Annotated in this window: 21 protein-coding genes; 18 read left to right on the top strand and 3 right to left on the bottom strand. The window is 69.4% G+C overall.

Features of this window, described 5'->3' with window-relative positions; translation table 11 throughout:
* The first annotated feature begins 9 nt into the window (after positions 1-9).
* The 4 genes from ABD705_RS01820 (at position 10) to mmsB (ending at position 5,296) form a co-directional block, all read left to right on the top strand.
* Positions 10-1,038, top strand: a complete 1,029-nt coding sequence (locus tag ABD705_RS01820; protein ID WP_344779903.1) for a LacI family DNA-binding transcriptional regulator — start codon at positions 10-12, stop codon at positions 1,036-1,038.
* A gap of 281 nt (positions 1,039-1,319) precedes the next feature.
* Positions 1,320-2,468: a multiple monosaccharide ABC transporter substrate-binding protein gene (chvE, locus tag ABD705_RS01815; protein WP_344779901.1), complete on the top strand. Its 1,149-nt coding sequence runs from the start codon at positions 1,320-1,322 to the stop codon at positions 2,466-2,468.
* Between the two features lie 66 nt (positions 2,469-2,534).
* Positions 2,535-4,079 (top strand): multiple monosaccharide ABC transporter ATP-binding protein, encoded by a 1,545-nt coding sequence (gene mmsA / locus ABD705_RS01810; protein WP_344779899.1) that lies wholly within the window; start codon positions 2,535-2,537, stop codon positions 4,077-4,079.
* Positions 4,076-5,296 (top strand): multiple monosaccharide ABC transporter permease, encoded by a 1,221-nt coding sequence (gene mmsB / locus ABD705_RS01805; protein WP_425562007.1) that lies wholly within the window; start codon positions 4,076-4,078, stop codon positions 5,294-5,296. Before mmsA ends, mmsB begins: the two co-directional genes overlap by 4 nt.
* A gap of 45 nt (positions 5,297-5,341) precedes the next feature.
* Here the strand turns inward: mmsB and ABD705_RS01800 are convergent, their stop codons facing one another.
* Positions 5,342-5,905 carry an OsmC family protein gene (locus tag ABD705_RS01800; protein ID WP_344779897.1) on the bottom strand — a complete coding sequence of 188 codons (564 nt, stop codon included), beginning with the start codon at positions 5,903-5,905 and terminating at the stop codon, positions 5,342-5,344.
* 372 nt (positions 5,906-6,277) lie between these two features.
* Between ABD705_RS01800 and ABD705_RS01795 the strand changes: the two genes are divergently transcribed.
* Genes ABD705_RS01795 through ABD705_RS01770 form a run of 6 tightly spaced genes read left to right on the top strand, consistent with a single transcriptional unit; the run spans position 6,278 to position 12,333 of the window.
* On the top strand, positions 6,278-7,930 hold the full coding sequence (locus ABD705_RS01795; protein WP_344779895.1) for a thiamine pyrophosphate-binding protein: 1,653 nt from the start codon (positions 6,278-6,280) through the stop codon (positions 7,928-7,930).
* 26 nt (positions 7,931-7,956) lie between these two features.
* Entirely contained in the window at positions 7,957-8,952 is a 996-nt protein-coding gene (locus ABD705_RS01790) for an ABC transporter substrate-binding protein (RefSeq protein ID WP_344779893.1), read from the top strand.
* Between the two features lie 10 nt (positions 8,953-8,962).
* The gene (locus tag ABD705_RS01785) at positions 8,963-9,799 is read left to right on the top strand and encodes an ABC transporter permease (protein WP_344779891.1); all 837 of its coding nucleotides are present in this window, start codon (positions 8,963-8,965) and stop codon (positions 9,797-9,799) included.
* Positions 9,796-10,569 (top strand): ABC transporter permease, encoded by a 774-nt coding sequence (locus tag ABD705_RS01780; protein WP_344779889.1) that lies wholly within the window; start codon positions 9,796-9,798, stop codon positions 10,567-10,569. The genes ABD705_RS01785 and ABD705_RS01780 overlap by 4 nt, the downstream gene beginning before the upstream one ends.
* A 28-nt stretch (positions 10,570-10,597) precedes the next feature.
* Positions 10,598-11,377, top strand: a complete 780-nt coding sequence (locus tag ABD705_RS01775; protein WP_344779887.1) for an ABC transporter ATP-binding protein — start codon at positions 10,598-10,600, stop codon at positions 11,375-11,377.
* A 26-nt stretch (positions 11,378-11,403) separates the two neighbouring features.
* The gene (locus ABD705_RS01770; RefSeq protein ID WP_344779885.1) at positions 11,404-12,333 is read left to right on the top strand and encodes a LysR family transcriptional regulator; all 930 of its coding nucleotides are present in this window, start codon (positions 11,404-11,406) and stop codon (positions 12,331-12,333) included.
* Positions 12,334-12,428: 95 nt separating this feature from the next.
* Here ABD705_RS01770 and ABD705_RS01765 read toward each other — a convergent pair whose 3' ends face one another.
* Positions 12,429-13,109 (bottom strand): SDR family NAD(P)-dependent oxidoreductase, encoded by a 681-nt coding sequence (locus tag ABD705_RS01765; RefSeq protein WP_344779883.1) that lies wholly within the window; start codon positions 13,107-13,109, stop codon positions 12,429-12,431.
* A 100-nt stretch (positions 13,110-13,209) separates the two neighbouring features.
* Between ABD705_RS01765 and ABD705_RS01760 the strand changes: the two genes are divergently transcribed.
* The 8 genes from ABD705_RS01760 (at position 13,210) to ABD705_RS01725 (ending at position 21,943) form a co-directional block, all read left to right on the top strand.
* On the top strand, positions 13,210-13,872 hold the full coding sequence (locus ABD705_RS01760) for a histidine phosphatase family protein (RefSeq protein WP_344779881.1): 663 nt from the start codon (positions 13,210-13,212) through the stop codon (positions 13,870-13,872).
* Between the two features lie 109 nt (positions 13,873-13,981).
* Positions 13,982-15,274, top strand: a complete 1,293-nt coding sequence (locus ABD705_RS01755; RefSeq protein ID WP_344779879.1) for a M18 family aminopeptidase — start codon at positions 13,982-13,984, stop codon at positions 15,272-15,274.
* A gap of 62 nt (positions 15,275-15,336) precedes the next feature.
* Positions 15,337-15,843 (top strand): bifunctional nuclease family protein, encoded by a 507-nt coding sequence (locus ABD705_RS01750; RefSeq protein ID WP_344779877.1) that lies wholly within the window; start codon positions 15,337-15,339, stop codon positions 15,841-15,843.
* Positions 15,844-15,984: 141 nt separating this feature from the next.
* Positions 15,985-17,358 carry an FAD-binding oxidoreductase gene (locus tag ABD705_RS01745; protein WP_344779875.1) on the top strand — a complete coding sequence of 458 codons (1,374 nt, stop codon included), beginning with the start codon at positions 15,985-15,987 and terminating at the stop codon, positions 17,356-17,358.
* A gap of 41 nt (positions 17,359-17,399) precedes the next feature.
* Complete coding sequence (locus ABD705_RS01740; RefSeq protein ID WP_344779873.1) at positions 17,400-18,569, top strand: ROK family transcriptional regulator; 1,170 nt, start codon at positions 17,400-17,402, stop codon at positions 18,567-18,569.
* Positions 18,570-18,675: 106 nt separating this feature from the next.
* Entirely contained in the window at positions 18,676-19,797 is a 1,122-nt protein-coding gene (locus tag ABD705_RS01735) for an ABC transporter substrate-binding protein (RefSeq protein ID WP_344779871.1), read from the top strand.
* A gap of 74 nt (positions 19,798-19,871) precedes the next feature.
* A complete protein-coding gene (locus ABD705_RS01730; RefSeq protein WP_344780426.1) occupies positions 19,872-20,684 on the top strand; it encodes an ATP-binding cassette domain-containing protein in 813 nt (270 codons plus the stop codon).
* Positions 20,681-21,943 carry a sugar ABC transporter permease gene (locus ABD705_RS01725; RefSeq protein WP_344779869.1) on the top strand — a complete coding sequence of 421 codons (1,263 nt, stop codon included), beginning with the start codon at positions 20,681-20,683 and terminating at the stop codon, positions 21,941-21,943. The genes ABD705_RS01730 and ABD705_RS01725 overlap by 4 nt, the downstream gene beginning before the upstream one ends.
* A 329-nt stretch (positions 21,944-22,272) precedes the next feature.
* Here ABD705_RS01725 and ABD705_RS01720 read toward each other — a convergent pair whose 3' ends face one another.
* Positions 22,273-23,442 (bottom strand): ROK family protein, encoded by a 1,170-nt coding sequence (locus tag ABD705_RS01720; RefSeq protein WP_344779867.1) that lies wholly within the window; start codon positions 23,440-23,442, stop codon positions 22,273-22,275.
* Positions 23,443-23,457 lie beyond the last annotated feature (15 nt).

The following is a 23,457-nucleotide window of genomic DNA, read 5'->3' as shown; positions in this document are numbered from 1 at the left end:
AATCGGAGCATGGCCCCTGCCCGCAGCGCGCACCAACCGCCGAGCATCCGAGATGTCGCGGCGCGGGCCGGCGTCTCGCACATGACCGTCTCGCGGGTGCTGAACAAGCCCGCCGACGTCAGCGCGGCCACGCGCGACCGGGTGCTGAGGGCGATCGCCGAGATGGACTTCCGGCCCAGCCGCACCGCGCGCGCGCTCGCCCGCGGGCACGCCCAGCTGCTGGGCGTGCTCGATGCCGCGGGCGGACTGCTGTACGGGCCCAGCAGCACCATCAACGCGATCGAACTGGCCGGCCGCGCGGTGGGCTACTCCGTGACGATCGCCGGTGTCGACCCCGGCGATGCCGACAGCGTGCGCGAGGCGCTCAGTCACCTGCTGAGCCAGGATGCCGCAGGCCTGATCATCATCGGACCCAGCGCGCAGACCCACGCCGCCGTCGCCGCGGCGCGCCCCGGGATGCCGATCGTGACGATGCACGGGTCGGGTGAGGCCGCCGCGTTCACCGAGCAGTCCGCCGCCGCCGAGACGGCCGCGCAGCACCTGCTCGGCCTCGGCCACACCCGCATCGCCGTCATCGCCGGACCGACGAACTGGCCGGAGGCTGCCGCGCGGACAGCCGGGTTGCGGGCCGCCTTGAGCGCGGCAGGTCTGCACCCGGTCAGCGTGCTGCCCAGCGACTGGAGCGCGCAATCCGGCTATGCCGTGGGCCGGCAGCTGCTGGCACAATCCCAGTTCACCGCGGTGTTCTGCGCCAACGACCAGATCGCGCTGGGATTCATGCACGCCGCGCACGAGCACGGCGCCGACATCCCCCGCGACATCAGCGTCGTGGGCTTCGATGACACGCCCGAGAGCGCGCACTACCTGCCGCCGCTGACCACGCTCCGGCAGGATTTCGCCGAGGGCGGCCGCCGCGCGGTGGCACTCGCGCTGGCACAGATCTCGGGAACCGACATACCCGACGAGCCGCCGCCGCTGGTGCCGCAGCTCGTCGTCCGCGCGTCCACTGCCCCACCCGCCGCTGGCGCCGGCGCCTGACCCGGCCGCCGGCGCCCGGCCGCCGGCGCCCGATCCGCAATCTTCGCAATCGGGGTATTGACATCACCGCTCATGAGTCGTAACGTCGTCCGCGGCCTTTGTTACCGGTAACTTTTTCGCAGCACAACCGATGCTCGGCCCGTGAGTCAGGACGAAGCGGTTCTCGCGACCGGCACCCAGTGCCCGTCGGATGACCCGGCCGACAGGACGTTCCGCCCCTTCATCACGTGATCTGTCGAAGATTCCACCCCTGTCCGAAGTTCATCGAAGGAGGCAGAACCATGTTGTTCCGCACCAAGAAGCTGGCCGCCGTCATCGCCGTCGGCGCAGCCCTCGCCCTCAGCATCAGCGCGTGCAGCGCCGGCCGTGGCGGCACCGCAGACCCGGGCTCCAGCGCCGGCGCAGGTGTCAACAAGGGTGCCTTGGTGGGCATCGCGATGCCCACCAAGGTCGACCAGCGCTGGATCCAAGACGGCGACAACGTCAAGAAGTACCTGCAGGATGCCGGCTACAAGACCGACCTCGAGTACGCCAACAACGACATCCCCACCCAGGGTCAGCAGATCGAGGCGATGATCACCAAGGGCGCCAAGGTGCTCATCATCGCATCGATCGACGGCGGTTCGCTCAGCCAGCAGCTGGACGACGCGAAGGCCGCCGGAATCAAGGTCATCTCGTATGACCGCCTGCTCACCGGAGACGCCAACGTCGACTACTACGCGACGTTCGACAACTTCAAGGTCGGCGTGCTGCAGGCCAACTCGCTGCTGACCGGTCTCGGCTACCTCGACGACAGCGGCGCCAAGACAGGCAAGACCGGCCCGTGGCACATCGAGATCTTCGCCGGCAGCCCCACCGACAACAACGCGACGTTCTTCTACAACGGCGCGATGAGCATCCTGAAGCCGCTGATCGCCGACGGCACGCTCGTGGTCACCAGCGGCCAGACCGCGTTCAACCAGACCGCGATCCAGGGGTGGGACCCGGCGACGGCCAAGAAGCGCATGGACGACCTGCTCGCCAAGAGCTACTCGACCGGCAGCACCAAGCTGGACGGCATCCTCTCGCCGTACGACGGGCTCTCGGACGGCATCATCGCGGCGCTGGAGAGCGGCGGGTACAAGGTCGGCGCCAGCACCTGGCCGGTCATCACGGGTCAGGACGCCGAGGTCGCCAGCGTGAAGCAGATCATCGCGGGCTCGCAGTACTCCACGATCTTCAAGGACACCCGCAACCTCGCCAAGCAGGCGGTCGCCATGACCGAGGCACTGCTGCAGGACAAGAAGCCCGAGGTCAACGACACCAAGAGCTACGACAACGGCAAGAAGATCGTGCCGACCTACCTGCTGCCTCCGCTGGTGGTCACGGTCGCGAACTACCAGAAGGCGCTGATCGACAGCGGCTACTACACCGCAGCCGACCTCAAGTAACACCACCGTCGGGATGCCGCACACGCACCGCTGCGGCATCCCGGCTCTTCATCGCAAGGAGGCGACATGGATCAGGCACCGATCCTCGAGATGCGTTCCATCACCAAGGAATTCCCCGGGGTGAAGGCGCTGTCCGAGGTCACCCTCGCCGTGCAGCGCGGCGAGGTCCACGCGATCTGCGGCGAGAACGGTGCGGGCAAGTCCACCCTGATGAACATCCTCTCGGGTGTCTACCCGCACGGCACCTACTCGGGTGACATCGTCTACGACGGCCGGGTCTGCCAGTTCGGCAGCATCTCCGACTCGGAGAAGGCCGGAATCGTGATCATCCATCAGGAGCTCGCGCTGAGCCCCTACCTGAGCATCGCCGAGAACATCTTCATCGGCAACGAGCGGGCCACGGGCGGGTGGATCGACTGGGGCACCACCGAGAAGCTCGCCCGGGAGTACCTGCAGCGGGTCGGCATGCTCGACAACCCGGCGACGAAGGTCGCCGAACTCGGCGTGGGCAAGCAGCAGCTCGTCGAGATCGCCAAGGCGCTGTCGAAGAAGGTCGAACTGCTCATCCTCGATGAGCCGACCGCGGCCCTCAACGACGGCGACTCGGCCCGGCTGCTGGATCTCATCCTGGAGCTGAAGGCACAGGGGGTCACCAGCATCCTGATCTCGCACAAGCTCAACGAGATCAAGAAGGTCGCCGACACCGTCACGATCATCCGCGACGGGCACACCATCGAGACCCTCGACGCGTCCAGCGCCGAGGTGAACGAGGACCGCATCATCAAGGGGATGGTCGGCCGCGACCTCACGAACCGGTTCCCCGAGCACACCCCGACGATCGGCGAGGAGCTGCTGCGCATCGAGGACTGGACCGTGCACCACCCCTCCGACCGCGGCCGCAAGGTCGTCGACGGGGCGCGGCTGTCGGTGCGCGCCGGCGAGATCGTCGGCATCGCCGGGCTGATGGGCGCCGGCCGCACCGAGCTCGCGATGAGCGTGTTCGGGCACAGCTGGGGCGTGGACATCTCGGGGACGGTCTACAAGCGGGGCAAGCCCGTGAACACGCGCACGGTCCCGGCTGCCATCCGCGCGGGGCTGGCCTATGCCACCGAGGACCGCAAGACGTACGGGCTGAACCTGATCGAGGACATCGCGCGCAACGTGTCGGCGGCCGGGTTGGGCAAGCTGAGCCGGTTCGGCTGGGTCGACCGCAACCACGAGCATGTCGTCGCCGAGCAGTACCGGGACGACATGAACATCAAAGCGCCGTCGGTGGCCACGCTCACCGGCAAGCTGTCCGGCGGCAATCAGCAGAAGGTCGTGCTATCGAAGTGGATGTTCGCCGACCCCGACGTGCTGATCCTCGACGAACCCACCCGCGGCATCGACGTCGGCGCGAAGTACGAGATCTACACGATCATCAACCGCCTCGCCGATCAGAACAAGGGCATCATCGTCATCTCGTCCGAACTGCCCGAGCTGATCGGCCTGTGCGATCGCATCTACACCCTGTCGGAAGGGGTCATCACCGCCGAGATCCCCCGCGCCGACGCCACTCCGGAACGCCTCATGCGCAGCATGACCAAGATCAAAGAAGAGGACCACCTATGAGCATGACCCAGACGGCCGCCCGCCGCACGGGAGGTGGGCTGGTCAGCAGCACCGTCGCCTATATGAGCGGTCAGCTGCGCCAGATCGGACTGTTCATCGCGCTGATCGTGATCGTGCTGTTCTTCCAGATCGTCACGCAGGGCATCACGCTCAGCCCCCGCAACGTGTCGAACCTGATCGTGCAGAACAGCTACATCCTGATCCTGGCGATCGGCATGGTGATGGTCATCATCGCCGGCCACATCGACCTGTCGGTCGGATCGGTCGTGGCCGTCATCGGCGCGCTGGCCGGTGTGCTCAACAACAAGCTGGGCATGTCGTGGTGGATGACGGTGCTGCTGTGCCTGATCGCCGGAGCCGTCATCGGGGCCTGGCAGGGGTTCTGGATCGCGTACTTCCACATCGAATCGTTCATCGTCACGCTCGGCGGCATGCTGCTGTTCCGCGGACTCGCGCAGATCCTGCTGCAGAACACGCAGATCTCGCCCTTCGACGACGGCTTCCGTGCGATCGGCTCGGGGTTCCTGCCGGACCTCGGCGGCGGCACATCGTTCCTGGAACCCTTGACGATGATCATCGGCATCGGCTCGGTGATCGCACTGATCGGCATGAGCCTGCGGTCGCGGCGCGCGCGGGCCACAGAGGGCCTGACCCTCGAACCGCTGGGCTGGTTCGTCCTGAAGACGGCGTTCATGTCGGTGCTGATCCTGGGCATCGCGTGGCTGCTGGCCAGCTATCGCGGCACGCCGGTCGTGCTCATCATCCTCGGCGTGCTGGTGGTCGCCTACTCGGCCGCGATGGCCAACAGCGTATTCGGCCGCCACGTGTATGCGATCGGCGGCAACAAGCGGGCGGCCGGACTCAGCGGCGTGAACACCGACCGGGTCAGCTTCTTGCTGTTCGTGAACATCGGCGTGCTGTCGGCCCTGGCCGGGCTCGTCTTCACGGCCCAGCTGAACCTGGCGGGCCCCAGCGCCGGGAACGGATTCGAACTCGACGCGATCGCCGCCGTCTTCATCGGCGGCCCCGCCGTCAGCGGCGGCATCGGCACGATCGGCGGCGCCATCATCGGCGGCCTGATCATCGGCGTGCTCAACAACGGCATGACGATCATGGGCGTGGGCACCGAGTGGCAGGAGTTCATCAAGGGCCTCGTGCTGCTCGCCGCTGTCGCGTTCGACGTCATCAACAAGCGCCGCGGCTCCCGGGCGCAGTGACGAAGCGGGCGGGCGAGATCGTACTATCTCGCCCGCCCGCCCGGGTCATGCCTTGGTGACAGTCACCTCGACCGGGGTCTGGTTGGTGAACAGGTCGAGCACCGGGCAGTTCGCGTCCACGGCTGCCCGCAGCTGCTGGTAGCGTTCCTGCGTCTCGGGCCCGGTCAGCTCGATCTGCAGCCGGATGGCGCTGAACCCCGCGCGCACGTCGGGGTCGGCACCGAGCAGCCGGGCAGCATCCAGGTCGCCGTCGGCGCGCACGTGGATGTCGTCGACCTGGATGCCGAGCACCTGCCCGTACAGCCGGTAGACGACGACCTGACAGCCGATCAGCGCAGCGAGCGCGTACTCGACGGGGCTCGCGGCGGCGTCGTCGCCGGCGAGCGCGGCCGGCTCGTCGATCGTGAACTCGTGTCGCCCGGCCGTGATGCGCGTGGCGACCGAACCGACCGCGGCGCCCTCGACGCGATAGGTCAGGTGCGCGCTGGTGCGGTCGGCGGCGATGCGCCCGCTCCACGTCGCAGCGGCTGCGTTCAGCCGCTCGGCGCGCTCGTCGTCGGTGACCTCGGGGGCCTCGGGTGTTTCGGAAAAGGTGCTCAGAAGTGTCATGCCCCGAACTGTATGCGCGGCTCCGGGCGGCATGCGAGGCCGCCGACACACGCCGTCAGATTGCGACATCTGGCGTCATCTGCCGGCATCGGGCGTCATCTGCCGGCATCCCGCCGCGACTCGCGGCCGGCACCTAGCCGCCCTCCACGTGCATCAGATCGGGGATCGCCGGCGGCACGCCGACGCCGGATGGCGGGGGACGGCCGGGCGGCCAGGATCCCCGATTCCGCGCGCGGCATCCACCTTCGCTCGGCACACGCGAGGCGAATGTTCATTAGCCCTACTGATGGACGACCTAAGTAATCGTCATTCGACTTATGCGACACGGGTTGCCAAGCTCGACAACAGCGCAACGAAGCGGAGGGCAACAGCATGGTTCGTCAGGTCACGGTCGCCGAAGCGGTGGGCCGCACACTCGCCCACCTCGGTGTGAGCCGCGTTTTCGGAGTCGTCGGCAGCGGCAACTTCCATATGACAAACGCTCTGCTCACCGGGGGGATGCCGTTCGTGGCCGCCCGGCATGAGATGGGCGCGACCTGCATGGCCGATGCCTACACCCGCACCACAGGCGAGGTCGCCGTGGTCAGCCTGCACCAGGGCTGCGGCCTGACCAACGCCATGACCGGCATCACCGAGGCCGCCAAGGCGCGCACGCCCATCATCATCCTGACCGGCGACACCCCCGGCTTCGCGAAGACATCCAACTTCTACATCGACCAAGACGACGCGGTCGCCGCCCTGGGCGCCGCTGCGATGCGCGTGCACCGACCCGAGACCGCCGTGGCCGACACGTACCGCGCTTACTTGCACGCCGTGAAGGACCGCCGCACGGTCGTGCTCTCAGTGCCCATCGACCTGCAGACGGCGATGGTCGACTGGGATGAGGGTGCCGTCCCCACCGTGCCGCCCGTGCAGCGCGCCGGTGCCGGCGGTGCGACGATCGAAGCCCTTGCCGACCTGCTCGCCGGTGCTGAGCGCCCGGTGCTGGTGGCCGGCCGCGGCGGCTGGCACGCCAAAGAGCAGATCGTACGCATCGGCAGCCGGATCGGCGCACTGCTGACCACCTCGGCGGCGGCGCGCGGGCTGTTCCACGACGACCCGTGGCACATCGACGTGATGGGCGGCTTCGCCACCGACGGCGGCGCTGAGCTCATCGCCGCAGCCGACGTCCTGGTGGCGTTCGGCGCCGGCCTGAACCGCTGGACCAGCCGAAACGGCTCGCTCCTGAAGAACAAGACGATCGTCCAGGTCGACGACACTCCCGATGCCCTGGGCAGCCACCACCGCATCGACCTCGGGGTGCTCGGTGACACCGCTGCGGTCGCCGAGGCCGTCGCCGATCTGCTGGCCGCACGCGCGGTCGCGCGCAATGGATACCGCACCGACGATGTGCAGCGCAAGCTCGCCGAGACTCTGCTCTGGCGAGAGCAGCCGTTCGACGATCGCAGCGACGCGGAGCGGATCGATCCGCGCGCGTTCACCAATGCGGTCGACGCGATGATCCCCCTCGCGCGTGTCGTCGTTCCCGACGGCGGCAACTTCAACGGCTACCCCGGCGCATACCTGCAGGTGCCCGACGTGCACGGCTACAGCGTTCCGCTCGCGTTCCAGTCGATCGGACTCGGGCTGGCCAGTGCCATCGGGGCGGGACTCGCCCACCCCGACCGCATGCCGGTCGCCGGCGTCGGCGACGGCGGCTTCATGATGAGCCACGTCGAGCTTGACACCGCCGTCCGGCTGCGGCTGGGCCTGCTCGTGCTCGTCTACAACGACAGCGCCTACGGCGCCGAGGTTCAGCACTTCAAGCACGTCACCGACCAACTCGACACGGTGAGCTTCCCCGAGACCGATATCGCCGCCATCGCCCGAGGGTACGGGTGCGAGGCGATCACGGTGCGCTCGGCGGACGACATCACGCCGCTGCAGGACTGGCTGAACGGCCCGCGCGACCGGCCGTTCGTGATCGACGCCAAAACGGTCGCATTTCCCTCGTGGCTGCTCGGCCACTCCATGGATGAGAACTGATTCCCCCACCCCCTAGGAGAACGACGATGTCCTCACGCACTACCCGCTTGACCACCGCAGCCGCGCTGCTGGCGGCATCCCTGCTCGCCGTCACGGCATGCTCGTCCGGCTCTCCCGGCGGCGGCGGCGACAACCAGACACCCGGCGAGCCGGTGGCCATCACGGTCGCCTCGCTCCCCACAGCCAACCTCGCCTCGGTGCAGCTGGGCGCGCAGCAGGGCTTCTTCACCGACGAGGGGCTGAAGGTCACGATTCAGAACGTGCAGTCCGGCAGCGCGATGATCACCGGGCTGCTCGGCGGCTCGTTCGACTTCATCGCCTCGGGCTACGTGCCCGCCTTCACCGCCCAATCGCAGGGCCTGCCTCTGAAGTTCCTCGCCGGCAACGACACCGGTGCTGACACCCCCGACAAGGACTGGCAGATCGTCGTGGCCGGCAAGGGCAGTTCGGTGAAGACCCCGCAGGACCTGGCCACCGCCACCGTCGCAGTGAACGCGCTGAAGGGCGTCGCCGAGGTGCAGGTACGGGCATCCCTGGAGAAGCAGGGCATCGACGACTCGAAGATGAAGCTCACCGAGATCCCGTTCCCCGAGATGCCGGTGGCCCTGGCCCAGGGACGAGTGGATGCCGCGCTGGTGCCGGAGCCGTTCGTCACGGCCGTACTGCAGGCCGGCGGGCACGTCGTCGACACGCCGTACGTCGTGATGGGCAAGCATTTCCCCAACGGCGCGTGGGAGACATCGCAGCAGATGATCGACCAGCATCCCGCCACCGTGGCCGCCTTCACACGCGCGATCACGAAGGCCGTGGAATACGCACGCGACAACCCGGACGCGGTCCGCGCGATCATTCCCAAGTACACGTCCGTGGCTGCCGAGATGGCCAACGCAATCCGGCTGCCGGTGTTCAGCCCAGACCTGAACGTCGACCTGATGCAGGAGCTGATCGGCTTCACGAAGAAGTACGGCACGCTGGAGAAGGACCTGAACGCGGCGGACCTCGTCTACACGCCGAAGTCGTAGGCCGCACCCGATGATGACGGTCATCGCCAAGCCCGCCTCCCGCGAGTCGATCCGCCCACTGCACCGCGCACCTGACCGTGCGCGCCGGTGGATCGGCTCGCTGGGCGGCGTCGCGCTCGTGCTGGTACTGCTCGAGGTGATCATCCGGCTCGAGGTCCTGCCCAGCCGGTTTCTGCCGCCCCCGACCGTGGTCGTGGCGACCCTGTTCACCGAACTCGGCACCGCGAATGCGTGGTGGGCGATGTTGGACACCTTGCGCGGCTGGGCGATCGGGCTCGGGCTGGCCGCACTGATCGCGGTGCCGCTCGGTCTGCTGCTGGGCTCGAGCGAATTCGCCTACCGGGCGACCCGCCCGATCGTCGAGTTCCTTCGCCCGGTGCCCTCGGTCGCGCTCATCCCGCTGGTGTTCCTGCTGTTCGGGCGCAACCTCGGCGACGGCAAGATCTTCCTGGCCGTGTTCGCCGCGGTCTGGCCGCTGCTTATCCAGACCATCTACGGCGTACGCAACGTGCTGCCCACTCAGCTGGACACGGCCCGATCCTTCCAGATCCGGCGCCGCGACGTCGCGCTGCGCGTCGTGCTGCCCAGCGCCCTGCCGTACCTGGCCACCGGAGTCCGGATCGCGTCGACCGTGTCATTGATCCTCGTGCTCACCGGCGAGATCGTGATCAACGCAGGTGGCATCGGCGAGCAGATCAACCTGGCGCGCGAAGGCGGTGCGGTGGCGGTGATGTATGCGTTCGTCGTGCTCTCGGGCATCCTCGGCCTGCTGCTGAACACGATCTTCGCGCGGCTGGAGCGCCGCGTGCTGCGCTGGCACCCGTCGCAGCGGAAGGCCCAGCCATGAGGCGCCGCGAGGGACTGTACATCACCGCCGAGGTGCTGGTCCCCGTGCTGGTCATCCTCGGCGTGCTGATCTTCACCAACACGGCCGGCGGCTTCTACTTCCCCCCGCTGCAAGAGGTGCTGGTCGCCTTCCAGAAGAACTGGCTGTTCACGCGGATTCCGCTGGACCTGGTGCCGTCACTGGTGCGGCTGCTCAGCGGTTTTCTCATCGCGGTGCTGATCGGAGTGCTGCTGGGCGTGCTGCTGGGCCGGGTCGCCTGGCTGCGCCGGCAGACGTCGCCGATCATCGAGTTCCTGCGCGCCATCCCGCCGCCGGCTCTGCTGCCGTTCACGATCCTGGCGATCGGGGTCGACTCGTCGGCGAAAGTGGCGCTGATCGCGTTCGTGTGCGTCTGGCCCATCCTGCTGAACACGATGGACGGCGTGGCCGGCATCGAGCCGACGATGGCCGAGACGGCGCAGGTCTACCACATCCCCACCGTCGATGCGCTGCTGCACGTGCAGTTGCGGGCTGCATCGCCGCAGATCTTCGCCGGCATGCGCACGGCGCTGCCGCTGGCGATCATCATGATGGTCATCAGCGAGATGGTCGCCTCGACCGACGGGCTCGGCTATTTCGTGCTGCAGGCCCAGCGCACCTTCGCGCTGGCCGACATGTGGTCGGGCATCCTGCTGCTGGGCATTCTCGGCTACCTGCTGAACCTGGTCTTCACCCTCATCGAACGCGGTGTGCTCGCCTGGCACCGCGGTGCCCGCGCTACGGCGCAGTGAAAGGAATCATATGCTGACACTCAACGGCGTGAGCAAACGCTACGGCGATGCCAGCACCGGCACGCCGGCCGTCAAAGACCTCTCATTCACGATCGGCGGCGGTCAGATCGTCACGATCGTGGGCCCGTCCGGGTGCGGCAAGACCACCGTGCTCAAGCTGATGGCGGGGCTGCTGACACCCACCTCCGGAACCGTTGAGGTCGACGGGCGCGCCATCTCGGGGCCCCCCGAGCAGATCGCACTGGTCTTCCAGGACTACGCTAACTCGCTGTATCCGTGGATGACGGTGGCCGACAACGTCGCCTTCCCGCTGCGCCGACTGAAACTGTCGCGCTCGGCCCGACGGGACCGGGTGGCGCGCGCACTGCAATCAGTGGGCTTGGCCGGATTCACCGACAAGTACCCGTGGCAGCTGTCCGGTGGCATGCAGCAGCGCGTCGCGATCGCGCGCGGATTGGCATACCAGCCCGAGATCCTGCTGATGGACGAGCCGTTCGGGGCGCTGGATGCCCAGACCCGTGCCGACCTGGAAGACCTCGTGATGAAGATCCGGGACGACTTCGACGTGACGATCGTATTCGTCACGCACGACATCGACGAGTCGATCTACCTCGCCGACCGAGTTCTGGTGATGGGGCCGCGCCCGACGTTCATCGACGAGGACCTCCCGGTGACGCTGCCCAAGCCGCGTGATCAGCTGCTGACCAAGCAGCATGCCGAATTCGGCGAGCTGCGCGCGCACCTGTACCGCAACATCAAGGCATCCAGCCAGCTGATGGCGCAGACCGGGACAGTTCCCACGACGTGAGGGTGCGGGACGGCCAGTATGGGGTGATGGACCTCAATCTGCTGCGGACCTTCATGGCGGTGTACGAGGCGCGCAGCCTGACCGGAGCCGCATCAGCACTACACGTGACGCAGTCCGCAGTCAGTCAGGCGATGAACCGGCTGCGGCGGGATGTCGCCGATGAGCTGTTCTACCGGTCGGGGCGGGTGATGCTGCCGACCCCGTATGCGCGGGAGCTGTTCCCGGTGGTCCGCGATGCGCTCGGCCGCATCGAGAACGCCGTTTCGGCGCAGACGTTCGATCCAGCCGCCTCGGGCCGCCGGTTTCGGATCGCACTATCGGAGCTCGGCGAGATGCACTGGCTGGCCGGCATCGTTGAGCGGGTCAGTGCGGCGGGCCCCGGACTGAGCGTGGATGTCCTGCAGCTCGATCCGACCAGCATGGCCGACACGCTCGCGCGCGGGGTCGTAGACGTCGCGATCAACTCGGCGAACGTGCCCGGCGGATTCCAGACCTGGACGCTCAAACACGAGCGATATGTCGTCTTGATGGCGGCCGACAACCCCCTGGCGACGGGCGACCTCGACATGGATACGTATCGAGCGGCACCGCACGCGGTCGTGACCGGCGAGTCTGGACACGTGAACATCGAACGCGCGGTAGAGGCGTACGGCGGTGCCGGCGATCCGGTCGCGGTGCTCAACCACTTCGCCGCGCTGCCGGCGATGCTGTCGGCGACGAACCTGATCGCGACGATGCCGCAGAGCCTGTCCGCGCGATGGGTCCGGGAGTGGCCGCTCGTGATGCGCGATCTGCCGTTCGCGCTGGACCCGGTGCAGGTGCGACTGTACATGCGCTCGGCGCATCAAGAGGCCAGTTCGCTGCTCTGGTTCCGCGACATCGTGCTGGCCGCGACCGAGGCCGAGTCGGGCTTCACTCCGGTGCGGTCGGAGCCCGCCGCGCCGGGCCAGCCGTAGCCGGCCCTGCCCCCGAATGCGCCGAGGCGAGATCGTACGATGTCGCTCTGGCATCCACCCGATGCACCGCGCCACCCGCCGCACGGTGCGGCGGACTACAGCCCGCTGAACCCGCGCATCCGGTGGCCGACGGCGATCGCCTCGCCCGAGACGCCCGAGCTGCGCGGCGACGCGAGGAAGGTGATCACATCGGCCACCTCGAACGGCGTGGACTGCCCGCTCTTGCCGATCGCGACCTGCGGGTCGGGCGCAGGGGTGACGATCCCCGGGTTGACGGTGTTGACGGTCACGCCGGAGCCGGCGACCTCGTCGGCGAGGTTCTTCGCGATGATCACGAGCGCCGCGTTGCGCACCGACCCGGTGATGTTGCCGGTCGAGAACGCGTTCTGGCCGCTCACCCCGACGATCCGCCCGAACCCCGCCGCGCGCATGCCCGGCAGCACGGCGCCCGCCACCCGCAGGAACGCGAGCGCCTTGGCGTCGAAGGCATCCCGCACCTGCGCGGGATCCGAATTGCGCTCCGGATCCAGGGTGCGCGCACTCGGCGCTGCGGCGACCACGACCGCGTCCAGCCGGCCGTGCTCGGCGAGCACGCGCGCGACGCCGCCGTGCACCGACGCGTCGTCACGGGCATCCATCACGATCCCCTCACTCACGTGGCGGGATGCCGGCACCACCGTCGCTCCCTCCGCGCGCAGCCGCTCGACCGTCGCCGAGCCGATCAAACCGGTGCCGCCGACGACCAGCACCACGCGTCCATCCAATCCAAGGTCCATGGTCCGAGCGTATCCGCGGTCGCACCGGGTGCCCAGTGATCGCACCGGAGACCGCTTGTAGGGTGAGATGGCGCGTTCCGCATCGAACTCAAGGAGCACAGTGCGTCTCGTCCTCATCAGACACGGCCAGACCCCGTCCAACGTCCGAGGGCTGCTCGACACCCGACTGCCCGGCCCGGGGCTGACCCGGCTCGGCCTGCAGCAAGCCGCTGCCCTGCCGGATGCGCTGGCCGGTGAGGACATCTCGGCGATCTACGTCTCGAACATGGTGCGCACCCAGCTGACCGCCGCATACCTCGCCGCCGACCTGGACCTGGAGACCGTCGAACGCGCCGGCGTGCGCGAGATCACCTCGGGCGACCTCGAGATGCGCAGCGACCGCGCCTCGGTCGAGCGCTACCTGGCCACGGTCTATGACTGGACCCTCGGCGACCTCGACCGCCGGATGCCGGGCGGCGAGAGCGGCGCCGAGTTCTTCGACCGCTATGACGAGGTCATCGCCGAAGCCGCGCAGAGCGGTCACTCCACGGTCGCGATCGTCAGCCACGGCGCCGCGATCCGCGCGTGGTCGTCGCTGCGCGGCAGCAACCTGCCGAGCGACTTCATCATGCACAACCCGCTGCACAACACCGGCATCGTCATCGCCGAGGGCGAGCCCGGCGGCAGCTGGGACATCCTGAGCTTCATGGGCGACGCGATCGGCGGCGAACGCGTCGACTCGGCCGTCGCCGGCCCGGCCGGGCAAGGCATGCCGGGCGCGTGATGCGGGCCGTGTAGACCTGCCCTGGGCCGGCACGGCGCCGTCCGCACCTGAGCGGAGGGCGCCCGCGGCATACGATCGGAGGACCCGCTCTCCACCGGAAGGCCGCACCGTGACCACCCTCACCGCACCGGGCCGCGCCGCCGCCCGCGCCCACGCCGACGACCTGGCCGACTTCGTCGCCGCGTCGCCGTCGAGCTTCCACGCGGCGGCCGAGGTCGCGCGGCGGCTGGCCGGCGCCGGATTCACGGCGCTGGACGAGGCGGCCGGATGGCCCGCCCAGCCGGGCGGTCGCTTCTTCGTCGTCCGCGACGGTGCCGTCATCGCGTGGGTCGTGCCCGAGGCGGCGGGCGCGCAGACCGGGGTGCACGTGTTCGGCGCGCACAGCGACTCCCCCGCGCTGGCGCTCAAACCGCAGCCGACCACCGGGCGGGCCGGCTGGCTGCAGGTCGGCGTGGAGATCTACGGCGGCCCGCTGCTGAACTCGTGGCTGGACCGCGAGCTGCGCCTGGCCGGCCGGCTGGTGCTCGACGACGGCACGACGGTGCTCGCCGACACCGGCCCGCTGCTGCGGCTGCCGCAGCTGGCCATCCACCTCGACCGCGAGGCGAACGACCACCTCGCCCTGCACAAGCAGACCCAGACCCAGCCGGTGTGGGGACTCGGCCGACCCGAGTCCGCCGACATCCTGGCCGAACTGGCGGCATCGGCCGGCACGGCGGCATCCCGCATCCGCGGGTACGACATCGTCACCGCCGACAGCGCGCGCGGGGCGGTGTTCGGCAAGGACGACGCGTTCTTCGCGGCGGGCCGGCTCGATGACCTCGCCTCGGTGCACGCCGGCGTCGTCGCCCTCGCCGCGGTGGAGCCCACCGAGCACATCGCGATGCTGGCGGTGTTCGACCACGAAGAGGTCGGCTCGGCCACCCGCTCCGGCGCCGCCGGGCCGTTCCTGCAGGACGTGCTCGAGCGCATCCGGCTCGCCCTCGGCGCCGACCGCGAGCAGCAGCTGCGCGCACTGAGCTCGTCCTGGTGCATCTCGAGCGACGTCGGCCACTCGGTGCACCCGAACTACACCGACAAGCACGACCCCCTCGTGCAGCCGCTGCTGGGTTCGGGCCCGATCCTGAAGATCAACGCCAATCAGCGCTATGCCACGGATGCCCCGGGGACCGCCGCCTGGAACGCGCTGTGCGCGGCGGCCGGCGTGCACAGCCAGGAGTTCGTCTCGAACAACGCCGTCCCGTGCGGCTCGACGATCGGGCCGATCACCGCCACCCGGCTGGGCATCCGCACGACCGATGTCGGCATCCCGATCCTGTCGATGCATTCCGCCCGCGAACTGGCCGGCGTCAGCGACCTGCACGACCTGAGCCGGGCGGCCGCGACGTTCTTCGGCGGCTGACCGATCACCGGCCCACACACAGCGCATCGTGCGTACCATGGCGAGACGGGCAAGGAGGAATCATGGTCGAGGTTCGGGTGACCGGCATCGCGCTGGATCCCTCCGGCGCCCACGTGATCCTGCTGGAGCCGGTCGAGCCACAGCCGGGCGGCCGCCGCATGCTGCCGATCTGGATCGGGCAGCTCGAGGCGACCTCGATCATGACCGCTATCGAGGGCGCCGAGATGCCGCGCCCGCTCACGCACGACCTGCTGGCCACGATCGTGCACATCCTCGGGGCGAGCGTAGAGATGGTCGAGATCACGCGCATCGACGACGGCACCTTCTATGCCGAGATCACCCTGAACGCGGCCGGCGGCATCCAGCGCATCGATTCCAGACCCTCGGATGCCGTGGCCATCGCCACGCGCTGCTCGGCCCCGATCTTCGTGGCCGACGAGGTGCTCGCCGCGGCCGGCGTCGACAACATCATCACGGCGGGTGAAGGAGGCGAGGCGGATGCCGACGCCGACGTCGAGGAGTTCTCGAAGTTCCTCGACCAGGTCGACCCCGACGACTTCAAAGAGTGACGTAGGTCTATTCCGCAGCCACCGCCCGGCACGGGATAATTCCCACGTCGCACTTTCTGGGGGTGCGATGCCGATCGCCGGTCGGCTCGCCGGCGAGCGCTCGGAGTGTCGGGAAATTTCTGGGGAAATGAGGATTCGACGATGACCACTGTGGTGCCGCTCGCGGAGGCAGCCGCTCGGCTGCGCACCGACCTGGGAGACCACGTGCTGCTGGCCGGCGAGCCCGGCTACGACGATGCCAGCAGACCGTGGAACGTCCTGCACGAGCAGCGCCCGCTGGCCGTCGCCGTCCCCTCATCCGACGACGAGGTGGCGGCCCTCGTGCGCGCGGCGTCTGCCGCCGGCATCCGGGTCGCCGCCCAGTCCACCGGACACGGATCGGGCGCGCTGAGCGGCACCGACCTGTCGGACGTGCTGCTGGTCTCGCTGCGCAACATGCGCGGCGTCACCGTCGACCCCGATGCCCGTGTGGCCACGGTGCGCGGCGGCAGCCTCTGGCACGATGTGCTCGAGGCCGCGGCCCCGCACGGGCTGACCGGACTGCATGGCAGTGCCGGCGGCATCTCGGTGGCCGGCTATGCGCTCTCGGGCGGCATCTCGTTCTACGGCCGCCGCCACGGCATGGGCGTCAACGCCGTGCGCGGTGTGCGCATGGTCACCGCCGACGGCGAGCTGGTCACCGCCACTGCCGACGAGAACCCCGACCTGTTCTGGGCCGTGCGCGGCGGATCGGGCGCCTTCGGCGTCGTCGTCTCGCTCGACATCGACCTGCTGCCCTACCCCGACGTGTTCGCCGGCATGATGCTGTGGGATGCCGCCCGAGCCGCCGAGGTCGGCACCGCCTGGCTGGAGTGGACGGCCACAGTGCCCGAGAGCGTGACCACCGCGCTGCGGGTGATGCACTTCCCACCGATGCCCGAGCTGCCGCCGTTCCTGCGCGGTCGTTCCGTCGTGCTCGTCGACGGCGCGCTGCTGGAGGCGGATGCTGACGCCGACGCGCTGCTGGCTCGGCTGCGCGCGCTGCAGCCCGAGATGGACACCTTCGCGCGCATCCCGGCCGCGCGCATGGTCGACGTGCACATGGACCCGCCCGAACCGTCGCCGGCCGTCTCGGCCACGGCCATGCTGCAGAGCCTGGATGCCGAGGCGATCGCCGCGTTCGTGGCGGCGGCGCAGCGGGCCCGGCCCATGATGAGCGAGATCCGGCATGTCGGTGGCGCGATCGCGCGGCGCCCCGAGCACGCCGGGGCGGTCGGCGCCGTCGCCGGCCGGTACCTGCTCGACAGCATCGCGATCGTGCCGGCGCCGGGGCTTCGGGCGCCGGCGACGGAGGCGGTGCGGGCCGTCGTGGCCGCACTGGCGCCGTGGCACGGCGACGAGATCGCGCTGACGTTCATCGACGACGGCGTGCAGGACCGGCGGCCCGGATTCCGGGCTTCGGCGCGGCGTCTGGCACAGCTGAAGGAGCGCTTCGACCCCGAGAACATGTTCGCCGCGGGGCATCCCGTCGCATAGTCGCAGGTGCAGCACGAAACACACCCATGTAATGTGTGCTCGTGGCAACCCAACGGCGGACTCCGGGCTCGCAGGCTTCACTTCGTGAAGCCAACCGAGCCCGAATCGTCGCCGCCATCAAGAAGCACGGCGGCCTGACGCAGGTCGAGCTCGCCGGTGTGACCGGGCTCTCGCCCGCCTCGGTCTCGAACATCGTGCGCGAGCTGGTCGCGGCCGGCGTGCTGCGCACCACGCCCAGCACCCGCAGCGGCCGGCGCGCCACCCTGGTCAGCTTCGCCCGAACAGTCGGGCTGGTGGCCGGCATCCATGTCTCGACCCGGCATCTGCGGGTCATCGTGGCCGACGTCAACGGCACCGTGGTCACCGACCGGCACATGCCGCTGGCCCGCGATCACCGCGCCGACAACGAGCTCGACCGGGCCAGCCTGCTGCTGGCCGACATGCTCGGCGGGCTCGAGTCCGGCATCGATGAGCTGCTCGGCGTGGGGCTGGCGATCCAGGCGCCGCTGGACCGCAGGACCGGGCGCGTGGCCGCACGCGGCATCCTGCGCGGCTGGACCGGCGTGGACATCGCCGGCGTCATGGCGCGGCGACTGCGGCGCCCCGTGTTCGTCGACAACGGCTCGAACCTGGGCGCCCTCGCCGAATCTCGGCTGGGCGCCGCGCGCGGCAAGCAGAACGTCATCTACATCGACCTCGGCGACGGCATCGGCTCGGGCCTGCTGCTGGGCGGCGAGGTGCTGCGCGGGCACAACGGGACCGCCGGCGAGCTCGGCCACACCATCATCATGGAGGGTGGGCCGCTGTGCCGCTGCGGCAACCGCGGCTGCCTCGAAGCCATCGCCGGCGGGCCCGCCATCCTGGAGCGGCTCGAGCCGGGCGGCACCATGAAGCTGTCCGACATCGTCGTGCGCGCGATGGCGAACGACTCGGCGAGCATGCGCGCGCTGTCCGAGGCCGGCACGCACATCGGGCTGGCCGCCGGCAACCTGTGCAACCTGCTCGACCCCGAGCGGATCGTCGTCGGCGGGGAGCTGGCCCGCGCCGGCGAGCTGCTGCTGGGGCCGATCCGGATGGCGATGGAGAACACCATCCTGGTCGATCGCGCCGACGCCCCGGACCTGGTGCAGGGGCAGCTCGGACTGACCGCCGCCGCAATGGGCGCGGTCGTGCTGGCCATCGACCAGACCAATGTGCGGGCGGCGGTCTGACCAACCGTTGCAGAACTGTTGCGTTCAAGTCTTGACGCCAACCTCCCGCACCTGCGAAACTCAACACGTCGCCATCGTGGACGGCACAGCAACGGAGGTTTTTTCGATGAAGATCACCACTAAGAGGGCGCTCGTCGCGACGACGACGTTGCTCTTGTCGATGGGCATGCTCTCGGCATGTTCGAACGCGGCGCAGAATCCGGGGGCCGCATCCAACGGCCCCGCGAACTCGGCGGCCGCGGCCAACGCCAAGATCGGTCTGCTTCTGCCCGACAACGTGACCGAGCGCTATGCCAGCGCCGACAAGCCCTACTTCGAAGAGAAGGTCAAGGACCTGTGCGCCGACTGCGAGGTGCTGTACGCGAACGCCGACGGCGACGCCGCCAAGCAGCAGCAGCAGGCCGAGTCGATGCTGACCCAGGGGGTGAGCGTGCTGGTGCTCGACCCGTTCGACGGCAAGGCCGCCGCCGCCATCGTCAACCAGGCCAAGGCCAAGAACATCCCGGTCGTCTCCTACGACCGCCTCATCGACAGCGGCGACGTCTCGTACTACGTGTCGTTCGACAACGAGAAGGTCGGCCAGCTGCAGGCACAGGCGCTCGTGGACCGGATGAAGGAGCTCGGCCTGCCCGCTGACGCCGGCATCCTGATGGTCAACGGCTCGCCCACCGACCCGAACGCCGCACAGTTCAAGAAGGGCGCGCACAGCGTGATCGACGGCTCCGGCCTGAAGATCCTCGCCGAGTACGACACACCCGGATGGGAGCCGCCGAAGGCTCAGGACTGGGTCTCCGGCCAGGTGACCAAGTTCGGCAACCAGATCAAGGGCGTGTACGACGCGAACGACGACACCGCCGGTGGCGCGATCGCAGCCCTCAAGGCCGGCGGCATCAAGCCGCTGCCGCCGGTGACCGGCCAGGACGCCGCACTGTCGGGCATCCAGCGCATCCTCACGGGTGACCAGTACATGACCGTCTACAAGGCGTTCAAGCCCGAGGCCTACCAGGCCGCCGAGCTGGCCGTCGCGCTGACCAAGGGCGAGGGCCCGAAGGCGCCCACGACCGCCGACACCGCCAGCGGCGTCGCGATCCCGTCGTTCCTGCTGACGCCGGTGGCCGTCACGGTCAAGAACATCAAGGACACGGTGATCAAGGACGGGCTCTACACGGTGGACCAGATCTGCACGAGCGCTTACAAGGAAGCGTGCGTCAAGAACGGTCTCGAGTAAGATTCCGATCCCGCATGCCGGCCGAGGCGACCCGGCCGGCATGCGCACACCCCAATGAAGGAGACGCCGTGACCATGGCATCCGAACTCGACGAAAGCCCCGCCACCGCCCGCGAACCCGTCCTGTCGATCCGCAACATCTCGAAGGGGTTCGGCGCCGTGCGCGCCCTCACCGACGTCGAGATGGATGTCTATGCGGGTGAGGTCGTCGCCCTCGTCGGCGACAACGGCGCCGGCAAGTCCACCCTCGTCAAGATCCTGGCCGGCGTGCATCCGGCCGATCAGGGCACGATCACGTTCAACGGCGTGCCGGTGTCGATCCCGTCGCCCACCGCGTCGCGCGAACTGGGCATCGCCACCGTCTTCCAGGACCTCGCCCTGTGCGACAACCTCGACGTCGTCGCGAACCTGTTCCTGGGCCGCGAGCGCGGCGGCTTCACCCTCAACGAAGAGGACATGGAGCATCAGGCGTGGGATCTGCTGCGCCAGCTCTCGGCGAAGATCCCCTCGGTGCGCATCGCCGTCGCGTCGCTCTCGGGCGGCCAGCGGCAGACCGTCGCCATCGCCCGCTCGCTGATCGGCGAGCCGCAGGTCGTGATCCTCGACGAGCCGACCGCGGCACTGGGCGTCGCCCAGACCGCCGAGGTGCTCAACCTGATCGAGCGCCTGCGCGAGCGCGGGCACGGCGTCATCCTGATCAGCCACAACATGGCCGATGTGCAGGCCGTGGCCGACCGGGTCGTGGTGCTGCGCCTGGGCCGCAACAACGGCGTCTTCCGCGTCGCCGATGTCAGCTACGAAGACATCGTCGCCGCCATCACCGGGGCCACCGACAACCCCGTCAGCAACCGCAGCGCCGCACACTCGAGTAAGAAGGACGCAGAATGAGCCAGCAGACGAAGGACAATTCCGCGCCCACGACCGTCGCCGCCGACCTGCAGGACGAGCGCGTCATGCGCGGCGAGGGGCTGCGGGGCGTGTTCAGCGCGTTCGGCACCCGGGTGCGCACCGGTGACCTCGGGTCGCTGCCGGTGTTCCTGGGGCTGATCGTGATCTGGATCGTGTTCCAGATCCTCAACCCGCGCTTCCTGTCGGCGACCAACCTCGTGGACCTGACGCTGCAGTGCGCGGCGCTGGGCGTGATCGCGTTGGGCGTCGTGGTGGTGCTGCTGGTCGCCCAGATCGACCTGTCGATCGGTTCGCTCGCCGGCCTGGCCTCGGCGATCCTCGGGGTCACCTTCATCAGCTGGCAGTGGCCGATCTGGCTGTCGATCGTCGCGGCGCTGGTGGTGGGAGCGGCGATCGGGTACCTGTACGGGTTCCTGTTCACGCGGTTCGGGGTGCCCACGTTCGTGGTGACCCTGGCTGGCCTGATGGGTTTCCTGGGCCTGCAGCTGTGGGTGCTCGGCCCGACCGGAACCATCAACCTGCCGTACAACTCCTGGATCGTGCAGTTCGCGACCACGTGGTTCCTGCCGCCGTGGCTGGCCTACACCGTCGCCGGGCTGGTCGTGCTCGGGATCGTCGTGAACGACGTGACCAGGGCCCGCCGGCGCACGAAGGCAGGCCTGTCGATTGGACCGAGCTCGCTCATCGTGATCAAGGCCGTCGTCATCGCCGTGGTCGCGGGCGCAGCGATCACGTGGCTTGCCACCAACCGCGGCGTGGCCGTATCGTTCCTACTGTTCATCGTGCTCGTGGCCGTCATGGCGACGCTGCTGACGCGCACCCGCTGGGGGCGCTGGATCTACGCGGTCGGCGGCAACGAAGAGGCCGCGCGCCGCGCCGGCATCAACGTGAAGGCGATCTATGTCTCGGCGCTGATGGTCGGCACGGTGCTGGCCACGCTCGGCGGCCTGATGCTGGCGGCGCGCCTGACCGCGGCGAGCATCTCGACCGGCGGGGGCACGACGAACCTGGTCGCGATCGCGGCGGCGGTCATCGGCGGCACGAGCCTGTTCGGCGGGCGCGGCTCGGCGTGGTCGGCGCTGCTGGGCATCTTCGTGATCCAGTCGATCTTCAACGGGCTGACGCTGCTGAGCCTGGACTCGGACGTGCAGTTCATGGTCACCGGCGCGGTGCTGCTGCTGGCGGTGATCATCGACTCGCTGTCGCGGCGCTCGCGCGCCAGTCACGGTCAAGCCTGAGGAAGCGTGGATGCCGCGGCCTTCGGGTCGCGGCATCCGGGTCGCGGCATTCGGGTCGCGGCATCCTCGCCCCGGCCGAGGAGGTTGGACGACGCGAGGACGATCCCGACCGAATCGCTCCTCGCTTCGTCCTATCTCCTCGCTTCGTCCTATCTCCTCGCTTCGGCCACGACTCCCCGAAGCCTGGTCACCCCGAGGAAGAATCAGCCCGCGGCCAGCGCCCGGCCAGCGGATCAGGCGGAATCTCAGCGTGAGGCCAGCGGCGGGGCCACAGCGCGAGGCCAGCGGCGGGGCCACAGCGCGGAGCCGGCGCGGGTCTCGGCGCGGTCTCAGCGCGGGATGACGGCGAGCGGGTCGCGCAGCAGCGCGCCGAAGGCGGCCTCGGCGGCGCCTATCAGCAGCCGGTCATCGGCCAGGGTGGCGGGGCGGATCTCCAGCCCCTCCCACGCGCTGGGCACCGACTGGGCGCGTACGTCGGCGACCAGCTCGGGCAGGTTCTGCGCGGCAAGGGTCGCCAGAAAGCCGCCCAGCACGACCACGGTCGGGTTCAGCGCGTTCACCACGTTGGCCAGAGCGGTGGCGAGGATGCGGCGCTGCCGCGCGATCTCCTCAGCCAGGGCGGGCGCGTCGGATGCGGCCATCGCGCTCGCGAGCCCGGCCTCGTCGCCGGAGTGCAGGCCGACCGCTGCCAGCAGCCGGCGGCGGCTGACCTCGTCTTCGAGCGTGGCGCCGGTGCTGAGCCGATCCGCCGGATCCGACACGGCGGGGCGGCTCTGGCCGAATTCGCCCGCGTAGCCGCCGGCGCCGGAGACCAGCATCCCGTCGATGATGATGCCGCCGCCGATGCCGCTCGCGCCGCCGTTGAGATAGATGACGTCGTCGGCGCCGCGCGCCGCGCCGAAGAGGTGCTCGGCGACCGCGCCCATGTTCGCGTCGTTGCCGACGATGGTCGGCAGGCCGGTGGCCTGTTCCACCAGGCGCCCGACGGCCGCGTCCTTCCACTGCAGGTGCGGCGCGATGCGCACCAGCCCGTCGGCGGCGCGCACCGTGCCGGGCACGGCGAGCCCGGCGGCGATGATGCGGATGCCGGTCAGCTCGCCCTCGCGCCACTGCGCGACCTGTGCGGCGACCAGGTCGGCGGTCTCGTCGGGGCTGAGCAGCTCGTCGCGGTCGATCCGCACTCGGGCGCGGATGCGCCGGTCGAAACCGACGGCGGCGACCGTGAGCGCATCGACCTCGGGGTTGGCGGCGACGACGGCCACCGCGGGGTCGGCGGCGACCAGCGGCGAGGGCCGACCGACGCTGCCGCTGGGGTCCGGGTCCTGCTCGAGCACGAGGCCCGCCCCGGCGAGCTCCGCGACCAGGTCGCCGATCGTCGACCGGTTCAGGCCGGTGCGCGCAGTGAGCACGGCCCGCGAGAGCGGCCCCTCCAGATGCACCAGGCGCAGCAGCCGGGCAAGGTTGGCCACCCGGACTCCTGGTTGCTTGGCACGGCTCACGCATCCACTGTACGA

The sequence above is a fragment of the Microbacterium kribbense genome, from assembly GCF_039537285.1.
Classification (GTDB): domain Bacteria; phylum Actinomycetota; class Actinomycetes; order Actinomycetales; family Microbacteriaceae; genus Microbacterium; species Microbacterium kribbense.
This window is presented reverse-complemented; position numbering and strand designations above follow the sequence as displayed.

Bases quoted from the DNA above. Each gene is read 5' to 3' on its own strand.
- ABD705_RS01820 (WP_344779903.1), top strand. From the start codon at position 10: ATGGCCCCTGCCCGCAGCGCGCACCAACCGCCGAGCATCCGAGATGTC.
- chvE (WP_344779901.1), top strand. From the start codon at position 1,320: ATGTTGTTCCGCACCAAGAAGCTGGCCGCCGTCATCGCCGTCGGCGCA.
- mmsA (WP_344779899.1), top strand. From the start codon at position 2,535: ATGGATCAGGCACCGATCCTCGAGATGCGTTCCATCACCAAGGAATTC.
- mmsB (WP_425562007.1), top strand. From the start codon at position 4,076: ATGAGCATGACCCAGACGGCCGCCCGCCGCACGGGAGGTGGGCTGGTC.
- ABD705_RS01800 (WP_344779897.1), bottom strand. From the start codon at position 5,905: ATGACACTTCTGAGCACCTTTTCCGAAACACCCGAGGCCCCCGAGGTC.
- ABD705_RS01795 (WP_344779895.1), top strand. From the start codon at position 6,278: ATGGTTCGTCAGGTCACGGTCGCCGAAGCGGTGGGCCGCACACTCGCC.
- ABD705_RS01790 (WP_344779893.1), top strand. From the start codon at position 7,957: ATGTCCTCACGCACTACCCGCTTGACCACCGCAGCCGCGCTGCTGGCG.
- ABD705_RS01785 (WP_344779891.1), top strand. From the start codon at position 8,963: ATGATGACGGTCATCGCCAAGCCCGCCTCCCGCGAGTCGATCCGCCCA.
- ABD705_RS01780 (WP_344779889.1), top strand. From the start codon at position 9,796: ATGAGGCGCCGCGAGGGACTGTACATCACCGCCGAGGTGCTGGTCCCC.
- ABD705_RS01770 (WP_344779885.1), top strand. From the start codon at position 11,404: ATGGACCTCAATCTGCTGCGGACCTTCATGGCGGTGTACGAGGCGCGC.
- ABD705_RS01765 (WP_344779883.1), bottom strand. From the start codon at position 13,109: ATGGACCTTGGATTGGATGGACGCGTGGTGCTGGTCGTCGGCGGCACC.
- ABD705_RS01750 (WP_344779877.1), top strand. From the start codon at position 15,337: ATGGTCGAGGTTCGGGTGACCGGCATCGCGCTGGATCCCTCCGGCGCC.
- ABD705_RS01745 (WP_344779875.1), top strand. From the start codon at position 15,985: ATGACCACTGTGGTGCCGCTCGCGGAGGCAGCCGCTCGGCTGCGCACC.
- ABD705_RS01735 (WP_344779871.1), top strand. From the start codon at position 18,676: ATGAAGATCACCACTAAGAGGGCGCTCGTCGCGACGACGACGTTGCTC.
- ABD705_RS01730 (WP_344780426.1), top strand. From the start codon at position 19,872: ATGGCATCCGAACTCGACGAAAGCCCCGCCACCGCCCGCGAACCCGTC.
- ABD705_RS01725 (WP_344779869.1), top strand. From the start codon at position 20,681: ATGAGCCAGCAGACGAAGGACAATTCCGCGCCCACGACCGTCGCCGCC.